At 73.1% G+C, this 18,019-nt stretch carries 29 protein-coding genes; 20 read left to right on the forward strand and 9 right to left on the reverse strand.

Annotated features, from left to right (window positions below; all coding sequences use genetic code 11):
* Positions 1 to 766: 766 nt before the first annotated feature.
* The 20 genes from ACFYOS_RS13900 to ACFYOS_RS13995 all read left to right on the forward strand — a co-directional run bounded on the left by ACFYOS_RS13900 (position 767) and on the right by ACFYOS_RS13995 (position 12,982).
* On the forward strand, positions 767 to 2,473 hold the full coding sequence (locus ACFYOS_RS13900; protein ID WP_387140027.1) for a major capsid protein: 1,707 nt from the start codon (positions 767 to 769) through the stop codon (positions 2,471 to 2,473).
* Between the two features lie 64 nt (positions 2,474 to 2,537).
* Positions 2,538 to 3,365, forward strand: coding sequence for a hypothetical protein (locus tag ACFYOS_RS13905; protein WP_387140030.1), 828 nt, complete (start codon positions 2,538 to 2,540; stop codon positions 3,363 to 3,365).
* 8 nt (positions 3,366 to 3,373) lie between these two features.
* Complete coding sequence (locus ACFYOS_RS13910) at positions 3,374 to 3,712, forward strand: hypothetical protein (protein WP_387140033.1); 339 nt, start codon at positions 3,374 to 3,376, stop codon at positions 3,710 to 3,712.
* 182 nt (positions 3,713 to 3,894) lie between these two features.
* On the forward strand, positions 3,895 to 4,476 hold the full coding sequence (locus ACFYOS_RS13915; protein ID WP_387140036.1) for a hypothetical protein: 582 nt from the start codon (positions 3,895 to 3,897) through the stop codon (positions 4,474 to 4,476).
* A gap of 165 nt (positions 4,477 to 4,641) precedes the next feature.
* The gene (locus ACFYOS_RS13920; RefSeq protein ID WP_387140038.1) at positions 4,642 to 4,953 is read left to right on the forward strand and encodes a hypothetical protein; all 312 of its coding nucleotides are present in this window, start codon (positions 4,642 to 4,644) and stop codon (positions 4,951 to 4,953) included.
* 29 nt (positions 4,954 to 4,982) lie between these two features.
* On the forward strand, positions 4,983 to 5,276 hold the full coding sequence (locus ACFYOS_RS13925; RefSeq protein ID WP_387140041.1) for a hypothetical protein: 294 nt from the start codon (positions 4,983 to 4,985) through the stop codon (positions 5,274 to 5,276).
* A 93-nt stretch (positions 5,277 to 5,369) separates the two neighbouring features.
* Entirely contained in the window at positions 5,370 to 6,368 is a 999-nt protein-coding gene (locus ACFYOS_RS13930) for an N-6 DNA methylase (RefSeq protein ID WP_387140044.1), read from the forward strand.
* A gap of 115 nt (positions 6,369 to 6,483) precedes the next feature.
* Positions 6,484 to 6,900, forward strand: a complete 417-nt coding sequence (locus tag ACFYOS_RS13935) for a hypothetical protein (RefSeq protein WP_387140047.1) — start codon at positions 6,484 to 6,486, stop codon at positions 6,898 to 6,900.
* A gap of 149 nt (positions 6,901 to 7,049) precedes the next feature.
* Positions 7,050 to 7,598, forward strand: a complete 549-nt coding sequence (locus tag ACFYOS_RS13940) for a hypothetical protein (RefSeq protein WP_387140050.1) — start codon at positions 7,050 to 7,052, stop codon at positions 7,596 to 7,598.
* Positions 7,595 to 8,101, forward strand: a complete 507-nt coding sequence (locus tag ACFYOS_RS13945; RefSeq protein ID WP_387140053.1) for a hypothetical protein — start codon at positions 7,595 to 7,597, stop codon at positions 8,099 to 8,101. Before ACFYOS_RS13940 ends, ACFYOS_RS13945 begins: the two co-directional genes overlap by 4 nt.
* Positions 8,098 to 8,487 carry a hypothetical protein gene (locus ACFYOS_RS13950; RefSeq protein ID WP_387140056.1) on the forward strand — a complete coding sequence of 130 codons (390 nt, stop codon included), beginning with the start codon at positions 8,098 to 8,100 and terminating at the stop codon, positions 8,485 to 8,487. The genes ACFYOS_RS13945 and ACFYOS_RS13950 overlap by 4 nt, the downstream gene beginning before the upstream one ends.
* Positions 8,487 to 8,771 carry a hypothetical protein gene (locus ACFYOS_RS13955; RefSeq protein ID WP_387140059.1) on the forward strand — a complete coding sequence of 95 codons (285 nt, stop codon included), beginning with the start codon at positions 8,487 to 8,489 and terminating at the stop codon, positions 8,769 to 8,771. Before ACFYOS_RS13950 ends, ACFYOS_RS13955 begins: the two co-directional genes overlap by 1 nt.
* Before the next feature lie 95 nt (positions 8,772 to 8,866).
* On the forward strand, positions 8,867 to 9,238 hold the full coding sequence (locus ACFYOS_RS13960; RefSeq protein ID WP_387140062.1) for a hypothetical protein: 372 nt from the start codon (positions 8,867 to 8,869) through the stop codon (positions 9,236 to 9,238).
* A gap of 126 nt (positions 9,239 to 9,364) precedes the next feature.
* Positions 9,365 to 10,309, forward strand: coding sequence for a PKD domain-containing protein (locus ACFYOS_RS13965; RefSeq protein ID WP_387140065.1), 945 nt, complete (start codon positions 9,365 to 9,367; stop codon positions 10,307 to 10,309).
* Between the two features lie 7 nt (positions 10,310 to 10,316).
* Positions 10,317 to 11,099 carry a hypothetical protein gene (locus tag ACFYOS_RS13970; RefSeq protein ID WP_387140068.1) on the forward strand — a complete coding sequence of 261 codons (783 nt, stop codon included), beginning with the start codon at positions 10,317 to 10,319 and terminating at the stop codon, positions 11,097 to 11,099.
* Positions 11,096 to 11,644 carry a hypothetical protein gene (locus ACFYOS_RS13975; RefSeq protein WP_387140071.1) on the forward strand — a complete coding sequence of 183 codons (549 nt, stop codon included), beginning with the start codon at positions 11,096 to 11,098 and terminating at the stop codon, positions 11,642 to 11,644. The genes ACFYOS_RS13970 and ACFYOS_RS13975 overlap by 4 nt, the downstream gene beginning before the upstream one ends.
* Positions 11,644 to 11,913, forward strand: coding sequence for a hypothetical protein (locus ACFYOS_RS13980; protein ID WP_387140073.1), 270 nt, complete (start codon positions 11,644 to 11,646; stop codon positions 11,911 to 11,913). The genes ACFYOS_RS13975 and ACFYOS_RS13980 overlap by 1 nt, the downstream gene beginning before the upstream one ends.
* On the forward strand, positions 11,913 to 12,344 hold the full coding sequence (locus ACFYOS_RS13985; protein ID WP_387140076.1) for a hypothetical protein: 432 nt from the start codon (positions 11,913 to 11,915) through the stop codon (positions 12,342 to 12,344). Before ACFYOS_RS13980 ends, ACFYOS_RS13985 begins: the two co-directional genes overlap by 1 nt.
* Positions 12,345 to 12,356: 12 nt before the next feature.
* The gene (locus ACFYOS_RS13990; RefSeq protein ID WP_387140079.1) at positions 12,357 to 12,707 is read left to right on the forward strand and encodes a hypothetical protein; all 351 of its coding nucleotides are present in this window, start codon (positions 12,357 to 12,359) and stop codon (positions 12,705 to 12,707) included.
* A gap of 44 nt (positions 12,708 to 12,751) precedes the next feature.
* Entirely contained in the window at positions 12,752 to 12,982 is a 231-nt protein-coding gene (locus tag ACFYOS_RS13995; RefSeq protein WP_387140082.1) for a hypothetical protein, read from the forward strand.
* A 44-nt stretch (positions 12,983 to 13,026) separates the two neighbouring features.
* Here ACFYOS_RS13995 and ACFYOS_RS14000 read toward each other — a convergent pair whose 3' ends face one another.
* The 9 genes from ACFYOS_RS14000 to ACFYOS_RS14040 form a co-directional block, all read right to left on the reverse strand.
* Entirely contained in the window at positions 13,027 to 13,338 is a 312-nt protein-coding gene (locus tag ACFYOS_RS14000) for a hypothetical protein (RefSeq protein ID WP_387140085.1), read from the reverse strand.
* A 17-nt stretch (positions 13,339 to 13,355) separates the two neighbouring features.
* The gene (locus ACFYOS_RS14005) at positions 13,356 to 13,946 is read right to left on the reverse strand and encodes a hypothetical protein (protein WP_387140088.1); all 591 of its coding nucleotides are present in this window, start codon (positions 13,944 to 13,946) and stop codon (positions 13,356 to 13,358) included.
* Positions 13,930 to 14,262 carry a hypothetical protein gene (locus ACFYOS_RS14010; protein ID WP_387140091.1) on the reverse strand — a complete coding sequence of 111 codons (333 nt, stop codon included), beginning with the start codon at positions 14,260 to 14,262 and terminating at the stop codon, positions 13,930 to 13,932. The genes ACFYOS_RS14005 and ACFYOS_RS14010 overlap by 17 nt, the downstream gene beginning before the upstream one ends.
* A 33-nt stretch (positions 14,263 to 14,295) precedes the next feature.
* The gene (locus ACFYOS_RS14015) at positions 14,296 to 15,150 is read right to left on the reverse strand and encodes an N-acetylmuramoyl-L-alanine amidase (RefSeq protein ID WP_387140094.1); all 855 of its coding nucleotides are present in this window, start codon (positions 15,148 to 15,150) and stop codon (positions 14,296 to 14,298) included.
* 176 nt (positions 15,151 to 15,326) lie between these two features.
* Positions 15,327 to 15,566: a DUF397 domain-containing protein gene (locus ACFYOS_RS14020; protein ID WP_387140097.1), complete on the reverse strand. Its 240-nt coding sequence runs from the start codon at positions 15,564 to 15,566 to the stop codon at positions 15,327 to 15,329.
* A gap of 51 nt (positions 15,567 to 15,617) precedes the next feature.
* A complete protein-coding gene (locus ACFYOS_RS14025) occupies positions 15,618 to 15,995 on the reverse strand; it encodes a zinc ribbon domain-containing protein (RefSeq protein ID WP_387140100.1) in 378 nt (125 codons plus the stop codon).
* Positions 15,996 to 16,194: 199 nt separating this feature from the next.
* On the reverse strand, positions 16,195 to 16,530 hold the full coding sequence (locus ACFYOS_RS14030) for a hypothetical protein (protein ID WP_387140103.1): 336 nt from the start codon (positions 16,528 to 16,530) through the stop codon (positions 16,195 to 16,197).
* A gap of 205 nt (positions 16,531 to 16,735) precedes the next feature.
* Positions 16,736 to 16,942 (reverse strand): DUF397 domain-containing protein, encoded by a 207-nt coding sequence (locus tag ACFYOS_RS14035; protein ID WP_387140106.1) that lies wholly within the window; start codon positions 16,940 to 16,942, stop codon positions 16,736 to 16,738.
* A 15-nt stretch (positions 16,943 to 16,957) separates the two neighbouring features.
* Positions 16,958 to 17,827, reverse strand: coding sequence for a helix-turn-helix domain-containing protein (locus ACFYOS_RS14040; RefSeq protein WP_387140109.1), 870 nt, complete (start codon positions 17,825 to 17,827; stop codon positions 16,958 to 16,960).
* Positions 17,828 to 18,019: the final 192 nt, after the last annotated feature.

The raw sequence follows: 18,019 nt of genomic DNA on the forward strand, positions 1-18,019 counted from the left end.
GGGGGGGGTTGTTGGGCGCTCGGGGGCCCCGGGCCCCCCGGGGGGGGGGGGGGGGGGGGGGGGGGGGGGGGGGTGGGGGTTGTTGGGGGGGGGGGGGGGGGGGGCGGCCCCCCCCCCCCCCGCCTCGCGTCTATGTCACGGGCCGCCACCTCCCTCGGGAGGCTGGGCGGCCCCATCGGCGAGCTGCCTGTCAGACGCAGCTGTCGCCTCGGGTTGCGCGGGTTGGTCCTGGGCCTCAGAACGCCGTTGGAGGCCGCCAGGGGGTGACGTGACTTTGATGCGGAACGCAACGGTTTTCCAGTCGACCTCGACAGTTCCGCCGTTCCTCTCGATCCGCCTCACCAGCAGGAATACGAGAAGAATCAGCAGGGTCGGGATCGCCAGGGGAGTGACCGCGGCGTACATGCTCGCGGTGACTCCCACAGTTGCGGGCCTAGCTCTTCCTCATGGGCATGGTCGTGCGCCCACCTTCCGCTCGTAGGAACCGGCCGGGTTGGGCCGGACACACCACACGGACAGACTGGAGAAGTTCCTTGTCGCCTGCCCGCACCGGCGCTCAACTGTCAGAAGGGCGCGGTGAGGCCGCCCTCGTACGCCGAGGACCGCAGACCTCACCCAGGCCTGCGATCCGTTGGTTCCCCAACATGGTGCGGCCCTCGCTGCCTTGATCGGAACTCGGTCCGGCTGCGTTACGCTGTCGGCTGAACCGCCGATGCTGGCTGCGGGCCGGTCGGGACGAGATCCCTACCGTGCTGAGGAGCCGACGGTGGACTTTCAGATCCCTCCGAGCCTGGACGGGCTCGATCTCGACGCGCTGACCGAGCTGCAGAGCCAGGCCGTCGCGGCGTTCGATGCCCTGCGCGACGACCCGGCCCTGGACGCCGATGGCCTCGCCCGGCTGCGGGAGCTGGCCGCGTTCGTGCAGTCGGTGCGCACCGAGCAGGCGCGAATCGAGCAGGCAGCCGAGCAGGTCGCCTCCGAGCTGGACGACCTGACCGCGGCGGTGCACGGCGCTCCGGAGGGCGGCGATGGCGACGGTGACGAGGGCGACGGCGGCGAAGCCGAGGAGGGGCCGGCCGAGGAGACGCCAGCCGAGGAGCCAGGCGAGGAGACGCCGGTCGAGAGGCCCACGCAGCAGCAGCCGACGCCGGTCGTCGCGTCGCTGGCCCGCCGGGCGGCCCGCCGTCAGCCGAAGCCGAAGGTGACCAGCGCCGGGCAGTCGGCGGTCATCAAGGCGGCGGCCGACGTGCCGAACGTGCCGCATGGGCACGTGTTCTCCTCCGTGTCGGAGGTCGCTTCGGCGTTCGACGACAAGTTCGCCGGCTTCCCGCGCGGGGTGGGCGTCGCGACCCGCATCAAGCAGAACGTGGCCCGGGTGGAGCTGCCCGTCGACCAGGCGCTCGTCGCCGGGGGCAGGGGCCTGACCGACATGGAGCTGGTGGAGCTCGCCGCGTCGGAGTCGCGGCTGTCGGGCGGCAACCTCGTCGCGGCCGGCGGCTGGGGTGCACCGTCGGAGACGCTGTGGGAGCTGTGCGAGGGCCTGGAGACGACCGAGGGTCTGCTGGACCTCCCTGGCATCACGGTCCCGCGCGGCGGCGGTATCAAGGTGCCGGCCAACCTCGACTTCCGGGACCTGTATTCGGGGATCGGCTTCGTGCAAACTGAGGCCGACAGCACCGCGGGGGTTGACAAACCCTCGTACCGGGTGCCGACGGTGAACTGGGCCGAGACGCGCCTCGAGGTGGACGGGGTGCAGATCGAGCAGGACATCGTGCAGAACGCGATCTGGCCCGAGCTGACCCGGGACGTGGTGCGGCGGACGCTGACCGCGCACGAGCACAAGATCAACGCGCGGCTGATCGCGCGGATGGCCAGCGCACCGGGCCAGTCGCAGCAGTTCGCGCTGACCCTCGGCGGCGACGTCGACGGCGACGAGACGACCACCGCGCTGCTCGGCGCGATCTCCCTCGCCGCGACGGACTACCGGTACCGGTACCGGCTGGGTCGGCGGCAGCTCCTCGAGTGCGTGGCGCCGCTGTGGCTGATCGACTGGATCCGGGCGGACATGTCGCGCCGGGCTGGGGTGAACTACCTCGACGTGACCGACGAGCAGATCACGGCGTGGTTCACCCGACGGCACCTGCGGCCGCAGTTCGTCTACGACTGGCAGGACGGGTACGCCGACGCGGGCGGCATCGGCTTCGGCGGCAGCGCCGCCCCGGGCCAGTGGCCGGGCACCGCGGACCTGCTGATCTACGCGCCGGGCACATGGGTGAAGGGCTCCAAGCCGATCATCGACCTGTCAGCGGTCTACGACAGCACGAAGCTGAAGGACAACGAGTACATCGCGCTGTTCACCGAACAGGCGACGCTGCTGGTGAAGCGGTGCTTCGTGTCCTACAAGGTGAGCGTGCCGCTGTGCCCGACGGGCGTCACCGGCAGCACCGTGGCGTTCGACTGCTCGGCGGTCTGAGCTACCCGTTTGACGGGGCCGCGCCCAGCTGGGGCGCGGCCCCCCGCCACTGAGGAGATGACGGGTGACGCAGCCCCTGGTGTATGTGGACGCCCCGGCGACGACGCCGTACCGGTTCGGGCTGTTCTCGGCGGCGGCCGTGGTCGACCCGGCCGACCAGCGCGAGTTCCAGGCCGGGGTGGAGTGGGAGCCGCAGTGCGTCGATGCGCCCGCGCCGACGAGCGCCGCCGCGGCCTCGGACCCGAACCGGGCGGCGATGGCGCTGCCGGACGGGGTGCCGAGCGTGAAGGCCGGCGTGATCCGGCTGTATGCCGGGCTGACCGGCCGGTCGGTGGCCCGGCCGGATTTACTCGAGCGGGCCCGGCGGGCGATGGGCGCGGTGGAGCAGCAGTCGCTGGAGCAGTACGTGTGGACCGGCGAGGGCGGCAACGACGTGTTCCTGGCGGAGGCCGACACGCCGGTGCTGGCCGGCTCCGGAGCGGCCCCGGTGCCGCTGGAGAAGGGGGTGGGCCTGCTGGAGGAGCACATCGGCGACAAGTCGGGTGTGCTCGGCGCGGTGTGGGCCCCGCGGTGGACGTCGGGGTGGTTCCAGGGGAAGGGCCTGACTCGGATCGAGGGCCCCCGGCAGGTGGCCCCGCTGGGCAACCCGCTGGTGTTCGCGCAGACGACCGGCGTCGGGCCGGGTGGTGCGGCGCCGGGCGCGGACGAGGCGTGGCTGTACGCGACGGGGCCGGTGATGGTGCGGCGGTCGGCGGTGTTCCTGCCGAAGCTGCCGGAGGCCCTGGACCGCAAGGACAACGAGGTGTTCGCGGTCGCCGAGCGGTTCTACACGGTGGGGTGGAGCTGCGCGGTGGCGGCGGTGAAGGTCAAGCTGCCGGGCGTGCCGGCGTAGGAGGAGACATGGCGCTGATCTATCCGAAGGACCGCGCGGACGCGCAGGCCCTCGCCCAGCAGCTGCTCGACGCGGCCGGCGACGAGCGGCACGACGAGGTGCGGACGACGACGGACGGCCCGGTGGGGCTGGCGTTCGACGTGCCGGACGACCTGGCGGAAAAGGTGCTGGGGTCCGGCGACGGGCGGCAGCGCGTCGAGACGCCGGAGGAGCCGGCGACGACCGTGCAAGGCACGTCGGCTGACGCCGGGGCCGACGGGTCCGGGGTGGACGCCAAGCCGGCGGACGGTTCCTCCCAGCCGTCGGCGAAGGCGTCCCGGTCGACCTCGCGCACGTCGCGGAGCTGACTGGTAGCCCCACGCCCCGGACCGCGCCGCCCTGCCTGGTTTCTTCCCCGTGCCAGGCGGGGCGGCGCTCTTTGTGTGACCCGCTCCACGGCCCGTGGCGTACATAAAAATTGTACGCGAGACTGAAATTCGCATACAATGAATATGTACGCAACGCGCTACCCCTACAGGAGGTCTGAGAGATGGAGAAGCGGGTCAACGAGCTGGCCACCGAGTTCGGCGTCGAGGCCGAGGCCGCCGACCAGTGGGGCCTGATCGCCCAGCTGGCGCGGGCGGTGGTGGAGGCCGAGCGGGAGCTGGAGCGCCACTCCCGCGAGCTCATCGGCGCGACCGAGGACGCGGTGGTGACCGCGAAGGCGGGCGACCTGCGGACGTCGGTGCGCGGTGACCTGCTGGCCGCCGTGAGCGACAAGGCGGCGGCCCTGGACTCGGCGCTGGTGAAGGTGGCCGAGCGGCGGCAGGCCCTGGCGCTCGTCGCCGAGAGCGTGAAGGCGGCGCGGCCGAAGCCGGCGCCGGAGCTGGCCGAGCACGACGTGGTGACCTGGACGTGGGACGGTGCCGAGCACCGCGGCGTGGTCGACCAGGTGGTGGGCGCGAGCGTGGTGGTGGTCGACCCGGACGAGGCGCGGTGGCGCCTGCCGGCCGCCGAGCTGACGAAGGTGCCGCCGGCGAAGGCGGACGACCACCTGGGGTGCCAGGGCTTCGACAGCCAGGAGTTCTACTGGCACTGCTACACGCACGAGCTGTACCGCCAGTCGTTCTGAGCGAGCGGGCTGACGCCCCTCGCGCCCCACGTGGGCGCGGGGGGCGTCGTCGTTTGTGTGGCCCGCTCCATGGTCCGGGCGTACATAAAACCTGTACGGATGGCCTGGCGGTGACATACAATGAATGTGTACAGCAAGCCGCCCCGACTGCGTGAGGAGTGCCCGATGGCCAAGGAGCTGAGCTACGAGATGACCCGGACGATCGAGGCGCTGGACGCCCTGACGGCGGGCTTCCGCGAGCGCCTGGTGGCCGGCGAGGGCCTGTTCCCGCGCGAGACGGAGGAGCAGGAGCGTGCCCGCCTGGCCTACAACCGGGCGGCGCGCGAGCACAACGAGCGGGTGTACGCCGAGCGCGAGCGGTTGGCGCGGGAGAAGCAGGCGCGCGAGAACGCGCGGGAGGTCGCGGCCGTGCGCAAGCGGCTGTGCGACGGGTGCTTCTGCGAGCTGCCGGCGTCGGGCGTGTGCGGCAACTGCTGACCGAGACAGACGAGAGAGAGGGAGTGGCCATGACCGTGACCATGCGAGCCGAGCTGGTCGAGCAGATGCCGACCGGTGACCAGTGGGAGCCCGTCGCGCTGTCCGAGGTGGAGGACGGCGACGTCGTGTCGTTCGACGTCGCGGCGCTGAGCGAGCGCCGGCACGAGAGCGTCCCGCGCGTCGACTGGACGCGGGTGATGGAGGAGGCCGCCGCCGTGGCGTGCAAGCAGGACCTGGGCGGGAGCGTGCGGCTGGACTTCTACGACCTGGCCTGCCCGACGGTGGTGGGCGTGCCCGAGATGGAGGTGTTGCGGCTGCGCTGAGCCGCCCGAGCGCCCCCGCAGCCGTGCTGGCTGCGGGGGCGCTGCCGTTCCCGCCGGCGGGAGAGCCGCCGGCAGTTCACGTGGAGGAAGAGCATGACGACGACGACGATGGCGCGGCGCGCGAACGCCGTGCCGAGCGACCCGAGGGAGCACGCGCGGTCGATCGCGGAGGCGGTCGACGAGGCGTGGCACAGCAGGTACGGCGGCTCGCGGATCGAGGTGCCGATGAGCGTGGTGGCCGCCCTGGCGCTGGTGGCCAGAGAGGCGCCGGACGGCGACCAGCTCGACCGGCTCGGCGAGACGGCGGAGCGCCTGAACCACGACGGCTTCTGGCTGCTGGTGCAGCGGCTGTGGTGCGAGTTCGCGGCGCTGCGCCCGGACCTGAACCCGCGGACGAAGCACCTGTGGTACTGGATCGACGAGGAGCCCGACGAGACGACGAAGCGGGCGGTGCACGCGGTCGGCCAGGCGGCGCTGCGGCGCGGCGTGTTCGGCCGGTGGGGGCCGGACGGCTGGGGCGGCACGGACCTGCTGGGGATGCTGCTCCAGACGATGAAGAGCCACGGCGGCCGCAAGGGCATCGGGCAGTTCCTGACGCCGGAGAGCGTGACGCTGCTGCTCGGTCGCATGGTCGCGCCGGACGAGGGCGCGCGGATCCTGGAGCCGTGCGCCGGCACGGGCACGATGCTGCTCGGCGCGGCGCAGGCGATGCGGGAGAACGGGCTCGACCCCACGAAGTGCGAGTGGTGGGCCAACGACCTGGACCCGCTGGCGGCGGCGCTGTGCGCGGTGAACCTGCACCTGTGGGGGCTGGGCTGGCGGGTGGTCGTCGGCTGCGGCGACGGGTTGCAGGACGTCTGGATGCACGAGGCGCTGCGCGACCGCCAGGTGGCGATCGACGAGATGACGCGGGCGTGGCAGCAGGCCCGGCAGATCGCCGCGGTGCGGCACCTGCTGGACCTGCCGACGCCGCAGAGCGAGCTGGACCGGGCGCTGCGCCGGGCGGCGCCGAAGCCGCCGCCCCCGCCGCCGGCGCCGGACTCGTCCACGTTCGACGCCGACGCGGTGTTCCGGCAGGGCCGGCTGTTCTGACCGGCCGGTTGTGTGACGCGCTACACGGCCCCCGCGTACATAAAACGTGTATGCGGGGGAGCCGGTCGCATACAATGAGTATGTACGTCCTGCCCTGATTCACGTGGAGGTTGAGATGGCAGAGAGCACGGTGCAGCCCGGCAAGCAGGCGGCGAGCGGCGACGACTGCGGGTGGTTCAACTGCCTGGACGAGGACGACTGCTGCAAGCACTGCGGGGAGCACTTCTCGGGTCCGTGCGCGCCGGGCTGCAAGCACTACGACGGCGGGCCGGCCGACGAGTGCGACGCGCGGCCGGACGAGGAGGAGCCGCCGGTGATGATCGTCGTGACCAGCTGGGGCGGCGGGAGCGTGCGGATGCAGGGCACGCGGGAGGCCCTGGAGGAGTACGCGGAGCGGCGCGTCGCCTGGCGCTATCGGGAGTCGACGGTGGCGAAGATGCTCGCCTGGCTGGCGGACGGTGCGCCGTCGCCGCACGCGGTTGTGGCGTGGCACGGCGAGACGGAGTTCTGGTCGGTCGACGTGACCGCCTAGTGGCTGCGTAGGCGGGGCCGGGCGTGGGTGTCCGGCTCCGGTGCGGAGCCCCTAGCCGGGGTTCTGCTGTCCGGTCGCTATTGACGATTGCGGCCGGACAGCGCAAGGTAACTGTCCGAAGCAAGACCCGGTTCACGTGGAGGTAAACCATGGGTCTACGCGCGTTGGTCGGCACCGAGGGTGCCGGCGGCACGTACCTGGCGCGGCACGTCCAGCACGACGGCTGCCCGACGATGGTGGTGCCGGCCCTGTCGGTGCTGCTGCACGAGATGTGCGGCCACAGCCCGGAGCGGGCGGCGGCGGTGCTGTTGCAGTGCGACTGGTCGCGGCTGTACGCGGTGCCGGGCACCGGGCCGACCGGCCACATGGTCGGCGTGCCCTCCGAGGGCTACCCGCCGCAGGCCGGCCGGATCGCCGAGGCCCGCGCGGGCGACCGCGAGTGGGCGTACCTGTTCGGCGGCCACCGGCTGCACGTCTACCTGGGGGTGTACCCCGAGCGCGGCCCGAAGCGGTGGGAGGCGTGGGCGTGCTGGTCGCTGCACGAGCTGGGCGACCTGTCGCCGCTGGACCTGCTGGAGGTCCAGCGGGCGGGCTACGCGGCGCAGTGGCGGGCGTCCGACTACCGCGGCTACATGGAGGCGGTCCGGTCGTCGGCGCGGGACGTGACCCGCATCGGGCTGATGGAGGCGGGCCGGTGAGGGCGCTGGTGGGGCAGTTCGCCCCGGGCAGCCGCTGGTACCGGGCGCGCCTCGTCGAGCTGGAGGGCCAGCCGAGCTGGACCCTCGCGCAGATGCGGGCGATGTGGGACCGCAACTTCCAGCGGGACACGAAGGCGATGGTCGAGGTGCTGCTGCACCGGCACTGGTCGGTGCTGGCGAACACGGAGTGGCCGAAGCAGGCGCAGTCGGAGCGGCGCCCGGACTGGACGTACGTGTGCGGCGTCGGGCGCGGCTACAAGGACGAGGTCAGCAGCCCGGCGGCGGTCGGGCTGATGGGCGCCGACGAGCCGTTCCGCGACGAGGGCTGGGCGTACCTGTGGGAGCACAAGTTCGGCGCGCTGCACGTCTACGGGGCGCACGGCGGCAGGTGGCACCACCTGGCGACGCTGCCGGCCGACGTGTGGGCCGGGCTGACGACGCAACTGGTGATCGATGTGGAGGCCAGGTTCTGCTGGCTGGAGCGAGAGGAGAAGGCGGCGTGACCGTCGAGACGAGGGGAACGGGCAGCCAGCCGATCCGGGCGGACGAGCTGAAGCGCCGGGACCAGGTGCTGCTGTTCGCGCAGGTGATCGAGGTGTTCGACGTGCAGTCGGTGCTCGACTTCCCGACGTGCGTGAACCTGGTGATCCGGCCGGTGCAGGGCGGGACGCCGAGGGAGACGCTGGTGCCCCGGGACATGCTGCTGCTCGGGATGCGGCTGCCCCGGCTGATCCAGGAGCCGTGCCAGGGCTGCGGGACGGTCGTGAAGCTGCCGGTCGACCTGGCGCAGGCGTCGTCGGGGCAGGTGGTGTGCGGCGGGTGCCGTGGCCGGATCGTCGAGGGCACGGCGCGGGTGACGACGCAGCCGGTGCCGGTCGGGCGGTACTGATGAGCGACGTGCTGGCGGCCCTGATGGCCGACAACGACGCCGACCGGGAGAAGTTCCTGAACCGGGAGGTGCTGCGGCACGCGGTGATGCGGCAGATCACCTGCGAGCGGACGGGGCAGGTCCTCGACGTCCGCACGGCGGTGATGGTCACCTGGATCAAGGGCGACAGCCGCAGCGCCGTGGTGGTGACCGGTGAGGCCTGGGACGAGGTGGGCGAGAGCGTCAAGGCGAAGGTGGCCGAGATCGGCGCCGAGCTGGAGGTGATCGACGGCCGGGAGCTGTAACCGGCCGGGTGGCGAGCGTTGCCGCTGGTTGGCAGTATCGGGGCCGTGCCTTCGGGCGCGGCCCCGTTCACTGTGGAGGAAGCACTATGGAGCCGTTGGCGGAGCTCGAGAGCCATGTCGCGGGACGCAACGCGCGGGTGAGGATCTGGCCGGACCGGATCGAGTGGAGCAAGCCGGGGCGCACGATGGCGGCGAACGTGCTGCTGGTGATCCTGGCGGTCTACACGGTGGCGCTGTCGCTGCTGATCCCGGCGTGCCGACCGCGGTTCAAGGAGCAGGGCCGCCAGATGCTCGCCATGCGGGCGGTGCAGTCGGTGGCCGCTCAGCGGGACGGCCTGCACACCGCGGTGGCGGTGGTGGCCGGCGCGTCGACGATCTCGTTCCGGGTGCCGCACGGCCGGGCCGAGCAGATCGAGGCGCTGATCCGCGACCTGGTGCTGGGCAACCACCCGGCCGCGCGGTCGTAGCGGCCGCCAGCTCGTCGACGAGGGCGCTGTGTCCCACCCGGGGCCAGCGCCCTCTCGGCTACGCTGGCGGGGTATTCGCCGCTGGCTGCGGGCCGGGCATGGACCTTCGCTGTTGAGGGATGCCTGATGACCGCAGTGTGCGATACCCCGGTGAAGGGGAAGATGCTCCGGGCCACGAAGCTCGGGGTGTGCGGCGACCCGATCCTGGGCGCCGGAGGATGGCCGACCCACGTGACGTCGAAGGGCTTCGTCTCCGTCGAGTACGGGGCCGAGGTCGACGACGGCGAGGAGATCGACCAGAAGGACGCCAACGGGGACCCGCTGGTCTACGAGCCGGCCCGGCGGCGGATCAAGCTGTACAACGTCACGGTGACCTGCGGGCGGGTCGACCCGGAGCTGTACACGCTGTTCACCGGGATGCCGGTGGTGCTCGACGAGGACGGCAACGCGACCGGCATGCGGGTCACCTCGGCGGTGAACCTCGACTCGGCGGTGGCGCTGGAGGTGTGGTCGGGCACGCAGCTGAAGAAGTGCGTGGCCGGGGCGATCCAGCGGCCGAGGTTCGGGTACTTCCTGCTGCCGCAGATCATCGACGGGCAGATCGGGGACTTCACGATCGAGAACGGGGCGGCCAGCTTCACGCTGACCGGCAAGGCGATCGAGAACCCGGGCTGGGGTGTCGGGCCGTACGACGTCTACCTGCGCAAGACGGGCGTCGAGGCGCTGATGGACCCGATGGGCGACCAGGACCTGCTGCACCTCGACTGGACGTACCTGCCGCCGCCGGCGCCGACGTGCGGGTTGACCGTGCGGCCGCCGGACGGCACCGTGGCGGCGGACGCAACGGACGCGACGGACATGACGGCGGAGTTCACGGCGACGTACGTGCCGGCCGGGCCGCCGCTGCACCCGTACACGGTGGATTGGGGCGACGGGGCGTCGTCCGCCGGCCCGGCCGAGGCGGCGAAGGTGAGCCACCAGTACGCGGCACCCGGGACGTACCTCATCACGCTGACCGACACGACGACGGGCGCGCAGCGCTTCAAGTCGTTCGTCGCCCCGGCCACCTGAGGTAGCGGTGACGCAGCCGGCGCGGACCGGCCCCTGCGACTGGCCGCTGAACACGGCGTACTGCAAGGGCTGGGACCAGCTCGACGAGGCGGTCAGGGCGGCGGCCACGGATCTCGCGACGGAGGTCCTGTGGGCGCTGTCCGGCCGCCGGTTCGGCGTGTGCGACTCGACGGTGCGGCCGGTGCGGCGCGGCGATGGCGAGGCGTGGCGGCGGTGGGAGTCGTGGCTGGACCTGCCGTACGGCGGCAGCTTCGCGGTGACGTTCTGCGGCTGCCCGGCCGGGGCGTGCGCGTGCGGGCCGGCCGGGCAGGAGCTGAGCCTGCCCGGCCCGATCAACGCGGTAACCCGGGTTGTCATCGACGGCCAGGTGCTGCCGGCCGAGGCGTACGCGGTCTACGACCGGCGGTGGCTGCTCCGGATCGACGGTGAGAGCTGGCCGACCCGGCAGGACCTGGCGGTCGCCGACGACCAGCCGGGCGCGTGGGCGGTCACCTACGACCGGGGCGTGCCGGTGCCGGCCGGCGGGAAGGTCGCGGCCGGCGCGCTGGCCTGCGAGATGGGCAAGGCGATGGTCGCCGACACGACGTGCCGGCTGCCGAGGCGGGTGGCGTCGCTGGTGCGCCAGGGCGTGCAGCAGACGTTCGTCGACCCGGCGCAGCTGGCCCGGGACGGCATGACCGGGCTGCCGGAGGTCGACCAGTGGCTGCGGGTGGTGAACCCGCACCGGCTGCCCCGCGACTCGGTGGTGTGGTCGCCGGACCTGGACCGAGGACGAAGGAGGACGTCGTGACCGAGCCCGTGGTGGAGCCCGTCGACGACGTGGCGTGGCCGGTGGCGGTGAGGCTGCGCGAGCTCATCGGGACGGCGCTGGACGGGGCGCTCGGCGGCACCCCGGCGGTGGTGGCGGTGGTGCCCGGCCGGGACGTGGCCATCGACTCGTGCTGCGAAGGCCAGGCGTGGGTGCGGATCGTGCGGACGTACCCGGTGCTGCCCGCCGAGTTCCCCGGCGGGCGGGGCAGCCCCATCGACGACGGCGGCGACCCGGGCGTCTTCTGGGCGGTGGAGCTGGGCGCCGGGACGGCCCGGTGCGCGCCGAGCCCCGACGACGCGGGGAACCCGCCGACCGGGGCGCAGCTCGAGCGCAGCGCGGCGGAGCTGGCCGACGACGCCGGCCGGATCCGGCGGACGGTGCTGTGCGAGCTGCAGAAGCTGCCGACCGCCGAGGAGGTGTGGATCGGGGAGCAGTCCAGCGTCGGCCCGTCCGGCGGCTGCGTCGGCCAGGAGGTCCTGGTCGCGGTGATGACGAACATCTGCGTGTGCGAGGAGGACGGCTGATGCGCAAGGGCCAGAAGGTGACGGTGAAGGCGCTGACCGCGATGCCGGGCGTGCCGGACGGGTCGGTGCAGCACCTGGAGTGGGGGCCGCGGCTGGCGACGCTCGTCGACGCCGGCCGGTACGAGGTGCTGGAGGGCAAGGACGCGGAGCAGGCGGCCACCGCGGACCTGGAGCCGCCGGACGCGACGGAGCCGACCCCGGCGCCGACGATCGCGGCGGACGGCGACGGCGACGAGCAGTCCCGGCCGAGGCGGGCGCGGAGCCGCTGATGGCGGTCCGGGTCAACGCGCGGGTCGACCTTTTCGCCGGCGAGATGCGGCAGCTGCTCACCGGCTCGACCGGGCAGGTGGTGTCGTTCATCCGCAGCGTGGCGCGGAAGGTGCGGACCCGGGCGGTGCTCAAGTGCCCGGTGGACACCGGCCGGTTGCGGGCGGCGCACCGCGAGGAGGTCGGCGTGCGGGGCGGCCAGGTGTACGGGTTCGTGGAGAACGACGTCGAGTACGCGGCGGCGGTCCACGACGGGACGGGAGCGCACCTGATCCGGCCACGGCGGGCCGGGGGGATGCTTCGGTTCGAGACGGGCGGCCAGGTGGTGTTCACCAGCCTGGTGAACCACCCGGGGACGCGGGCGCAGCCGTGGCTGCGCGAGGCGATGGAAGAAGTGGCGGGTCCGGAGGGGTTCCGGCTCGTCCGCAGGTAGGGAGGAAGCAGGATGCGGGAGTTCACGACCAGCGCGAAGGTGGCGAAGGAGGACGGCGGCGAGAAGAAGCTGCCGGACGTGCCCTTCAAGCTGGACGGGGTGGAGATGGTGTGCCGTGCGCCGAAGGACGCGCAGCTGGCGTACCTGATGGCGGCGGCGTCGTCGAGCCGGTCCGAGGCGGACCAGGTGGCGGCCGTGCTCGACTTCTTCGAGCAGACGCTGGACAAGGCGAGCCTGGCGGTGTTCCGGAAGCGGCTGCTGTCCACGGAGGACAGCTTCGACTTCACCGACGCCATGGGGATCTTCACGCACGTGTGCGAGGAGTGGTCCGGCCGCCCTATTGGGTCGGGCAGCGCCTCCTGACCCTGGCGGTCAAACGCTGGCCCGAGTTCCACGGGACGCTGCTGATGCGGACCGGCCGGGAGCCGCTGGACCTGCCGCTGCCGTCCCTGCTGGACGTGATCTACGCCTGGTGGGTGGAGGGCGGCACGGAGAAGGACGTGGCGAAGTTCCGGACGGCGTTGGAGACGCCCCCGGCGAGCGCCGAGCTGGAGGGCCGCGAGGAGTGGTCCGACGAGGAGACTGACGAGTCGTTCGCCGCTGCCATGGGCGGGATGCAGCGCGCGGCGTCAAGATAGACGAGGGCGGCCCCGGTGCGGGGCCGCCCTCGTCCGTGCCTGGGTCAGCTGCGGAAGCCGTCCCCGCGGAACAGGGTGGAGCCGGCCTCGCGCTGCGGCAGCGGCGTGGGCGGCTCGTAGACCGGCGCCGAGGCGAGGAACGGGACGTAGCGCTGCAGGAAGTCGTCGACGCCGGGGATGGCGAGGACGCGGGTCACCGCGGCCGCCACGGCGAGGGCCTGGGCGACGAGCGGCACGGCGTCAACGCCGGCGACGGTGGCGATGGTCGGCAGCAGCGACAGCAGCGCGATGACGGCCGCGAAGATCGTGCGTGCGGTGGCCCGCCACGGGTGGCGGGTCTGGGTGGTCGGGTTCATGGGGTCCCTCCTCGGGTTCACAGACAGAGGTCCAGCGCCGGTACGCAGACCAGCGCCGGGTTGGGCTCGGGCGTCGGCTTGGGTGCCGGCGGGCCCGGTTGCCCAGTGGAGCCCGGCGGTCCGGTTGGACCGGCCGGGCCGGGAGCTGGTGCCGGGCGGGGCTGCTGCGCCCGGCCGTCTGGTGCCGTGCCGCCGGCGCGGGGCCCGCCCCGGTCCGGGGTGCCCGTCGACGGGGACGGGCGCGGGTCCGGGGCGGTGCAGCCGTACCGGCGGCGCAGGTCCTGCACGGGCGGGTCGCGGGGCGTCAGCCGGTCCAGGGCCACGCACAGGTCGCGGCGGGTCTGCTCCAGCCGGGCGTCCCGGGCCTTCGCCTCGGCGGCGGCCTGCGCCCGCCGCTGGGCCTGGTCCTGTTCCAGCGCGTTGACGCGGCGGTCCATGCTGGCGTTGGCCAGCGTGACGGCGATGTACGCCGCGGCCGCCGCGCAGAGCAGCGGCAGCGCGGCGTACAGCGCGAGCAGCTTGGCGAGCTGCCGCCGGGGGTTGTGCACGACGACGCCCGGCTCGTCGGTCAGCAGCCCGTACGGCTGCCGCTCACTGTGACGGTTCACCGGTCGACCTCCTGCCCAGCTTGTCCGGGTCGAGGCCGGCGGCGAAGACGTCGAGCCGCAGCCGGGCGTACATCTCCTGGTAGCGGCGCAGCTCGGTCTCCAGCTCGGTGCAGCGCTTCTCCAGGTTGGCCAGCCGCTCGTCGACCCGCTTGTCGAAGTTGGCTTCCCGCTGGGTGTCGGAGGTGCGCAGGGTGCCGCGCAGCCCGAGCAGCGCGGTGATGATCGACGCCAGGACCGCCAGCGCCCCCACCGCGACGGTGAGGCCTGAGACGTCCCCACCGGCGGCCCTGATGATCTGCCCGGAGGCCAGCCACACCTACGTGCCCCCTCATTGGAACGGCGCGGACGCTCAGGTCACCGGGTTGCGGTACGCGGCATCCCAGCTGGCCTTGCCGATCAGCCCGTCCTGGGTGAGGTGCTGGTCGGCCTGGAAGGCGACCGCGAGGGCGCGGTACTCGGGGCTGTAGATGCCGTCGTTGCCGGCGTCGCCGAGCCAGCGCTTGCCCTTGCCGATCGACCAGCCCCGGCGGCCGAGCTGGGTGGCCCACTGCTGGAGCCAATAGCGGTCGGTGTGGCTGCGGAAGTAGCGCTCGTGCAGGCCGGACACCGAGTAGTCGGGGCCGGACGCCGGGCCGAAGTACCAGCCGCCGGGCAGGGGGAAGGCGATCGGCGTGCCCGGCGCGGGCTTCGAGCCGGCCGGAGGCTTCGGGGCTGGGGCCGGGGTCGAACCGACGATGGGCAGGCCGGCGTGCAGCCAGGCGTAGATCTCGTCGCCGGGGCAGGAGGTGTTCCCGCGGTCGCGGTGGCCGAGGAGCGTGAGCCGCTTGCCCTTGCGGTCGTTGGCCCCCTCGTAGAGCCACTTGAAGGCGCGGCGGGCGGCGTCGGAGACGTCCTGGCGGCCGGGCTGGTCCTTGCCGATGATGCAGACGCCGATGGCCTCGGTGTTGTGGCCGGCGCAGTGCGCGCCGAGCACGTTCCACCCGCGGCCCTCGAAGAGGACGCCGGTGACCGAGTTGATGAGGAAGTTGTAGCCGATGTCCGACCAGCCCTTGACCCGCATGTGGTAGTCCTGGATCTGGCGGGGGGTCTGCGTCGCGCTCGCGGCGGAGTAGTGGCCCATGAAGACGGTCCGGCTGGACCAGGGCACGGTGGAGCGGGACTCCGGTGCGCGGGCGCCCCATTCGGCGCGGCTGATGATGTCCACTGAGTGTCCTCCCGGCAGCGTGGATCGATCTGTCGGGGGACAGCGGCTCTTACGGTAGCGGGCCGGGGTGACCGGTGCGGGGCGGGAACGCGGCCCGCCGGCCGTCGCTGCGCGGACAGCGGCGACCGGCGGGGGTCGTGCGGAGGCCGGCCACGACGTTGGGGCCGGCCTCCGGGTCAGCGGGCGTGCGGGGGCAGGTCGAACTCGCCCGCCTTGGCCCCGGCGACGAAGGCGTCCCACTCGTCGGCGTCCCAGACGTGGACCGGGCCGGTGGGGTTCTTGCTGTCCAGCGTCTCGACGGTGCCGCCGCCCCGGTAGCGGACGAGGACGCTGTTGTCGCAGTTGGGGCCGGACTTGGTGGACTTGAACCAGACGCCGAGCTCTCGCTGCGGCTGCTGCTGCTGCTCCTGATCCATGGTGCTGCTCCTTGCGTTGCTCGCCGGCCGCTCCCGTCGCGGCCGGGCGGGTCAGGTGCGCCAGGTGAAGTGCAGGTCGCTGGGGGCGTCGGCGCGGACGACGACCTTGACCAGCAGCTGCTCCAGCACGGACTGGCGGAAGGGAGGGGCGATGCCGGAGAGGGTGGCCCGGCGCTCGGCGGCGGTCCAGGTGACCCGCTCGATCGCCTCGGCGGGCAGCTCGACCTTGCGGCAGCCGAGGGGGCACTTGTAGGTGCGCTGGCCGCGCCCGGGGTGCGGGTGCATGGGCACGTCGCAGGGGCCGCACCACAGCAGGGTGCGCAGCAGGTACGGGTCGGCGGTGCCGGTCATCTGGGCGCGGCGGGGCCAGGCGGAGCGCCGGCCGTAGAAGGCCCCGCCGGAGGTCAGCCGGTTCTCGGTGGCGTTCACGGCCGCCCCCCGTGGCCGCGCCACCGCTGCCCCGGGGTGGTGAGCGGCGCGGTGGAGAGGATGAGCGTCGGCGCGTTCCAGGACGGCTGGGCGGCATGAAGGTTGGGACCGGCCGCCGCTGGGGGACCCGGCGGCCGGTGGGCTGGGGTGGTGGTGCGGCGTCGACGCCAGGGCAGCCAGCGGTGGCGGCCGGGGCGGGTCACAGCGCCCACCCGTAGGCGTCGAACTGGACGCTCTCGGCCCAGCTCGCGGCGCTGCACGACCACGGGTTGTGGCACCAGGTGCAGGCGCGGTCGTTGACGGCGACGAACGGCCAGGTGAGGCCGACGCGCAGGGCCGGGCCGTCGGGCTGGTGCAGGGCGAGCGTGTGGCCGGCGACGGTCAGCCGCTCGGCGGGGGTGAGGACGACGTATCCGTAGCCGGGGATGACCTCCCCGGGCGGTGGCGGCGGCGCGGCGGCCGCGCGCAGCGGCGGCGTGGGCTTGTCCCACGTGGAGACGGCCGGGAGTGGTGCGCGTAGACCGGTGGTGACCATGAGACGCCCCCCTGGGGTGCTGCTCTCTCGCGGATGGTCTTGGCACGGTGCCGGATTGGCAACGTGCCGGCTGGCACGGTGCCAGCATGGCACGGAGCCGGTCTATGTCACAAGGGGAACGCGCGGATTGACAGCGCGTGTCTGTCGGCCGTGGACGCACGGAGGGCCGGCACCGTACGGTGCCGGCCCTCCAGGGTGGAGCGGGTCAGTGCAGGTCGAACTGGCCAGCCTTCGCGCCGGCGATGAACGCGGTCCAGCTCGCGCCCGTGAAGGCGAGCGCGGGGCCGCTGCGGTCCTTGCTGTCGCGGACCCGGGCGGCGGAGCCGTCAACGGCGTCGGACACCTCGACGCAGTTCTGGCCGCCGTCGGACCGGCGGGACTTCCGCCAGGGATGGAACTCGGCTTCGGACATGGGGGACTCCTCAGGTCAGGCTTCGGCGGCCAGGCCCTCGGCCGCCTTCTGGATGAGGTCCGCGCTTTCCTGTTGGGACAGCGCGGCGTCGCGCAGCTGGTCGAACATCTGCGCGTGGCGCTTCACCTCCAGGGCCTCGGTGACCAGCAGGTCGGCCGTCACGGTGTCGACGGCGACGAGCGTCAGGTCGTCGGGGTCCGGGTAGGCGTACAGGGAGAACGGGGAGCGTGGGACGTACCCGCGGCCCAACCGGGCGTCAACCGGCAGGACGCGGACGCTGATGTTCTCCCTGGTCGTGGCCAGAGTGAGCAGGTGGTGCAGCTGCTCCCGCATGACGGCAGGCGGCACGGGTAGCCGCTCGATCGCCTGCGGTTCCAGCACGACGTCGTACTCCGACCCGTCGGGGCCGGAAATCTGCTGCTGCCGCCGGAGCCGGCCGGCGACGGTGCCGCTGAGGTCGAAGTCGGCTCCGTCGTCGAGCGCGACCTGGCCCCTGTGGCGGGCGTACGCCTCGGTCTGGAGTAGACCGGGCAGGAGCGAGTTCTGGTACTCGCGGATGGTGCGGGCGCCGCTCTCGATCTCGGCGGTGCGGGCCTGCCGCGCGCCCATGGCGGCGTACTCCTGGCCGGTCCACCAGCCCTTGGCGAGCCCGTCGCGGGCGACGCGCTGTAGCGCCCGGTACCGCTCGTCGGCCTCGGGCAGGAGGACGTCCAGGAGCCGGAGGATGGTGTCGAGCGGCCGGCGTTCGCCGTTCTCGACCTTGGACACGACGGTGCGGTCCAGCCCGGCGGCGCGCCCGAGTTCCGAGCCAGTCATGCCGGCGGCGTCGCGCAGCTCGCGCAGCGCGTTGCCGAGCCGCAGGCGGCGCGCGAGGGGGGAGATCATGGGGGGCTGCACCTCCGACCGTTGGCACGGTGCCCGTTTGGCACCCGCCAGTCGTGAGGGTACGCGCGACGGGCGAAAGGCGGTACGCGCCGGACTTCCGGCGGTCGTGGCATCGTCGCTACGCTGATCCCAGATCCGGCGCGGAACGGGTCGGGCTCGCTGGATGAGCGCCCTGCGGAGGGCCCCGGTTGC

It is taken from the genome of Micromonospora sp. NPDC005806 (assembly GCF_042871425.1).
In the GTDB taxonomy this organism is placed as follows: domain Bacteria; phylum Actinomycetota; class Actinomycetes; order Mycobacteriales; family Micromonosporaceae; genus Micromonospora.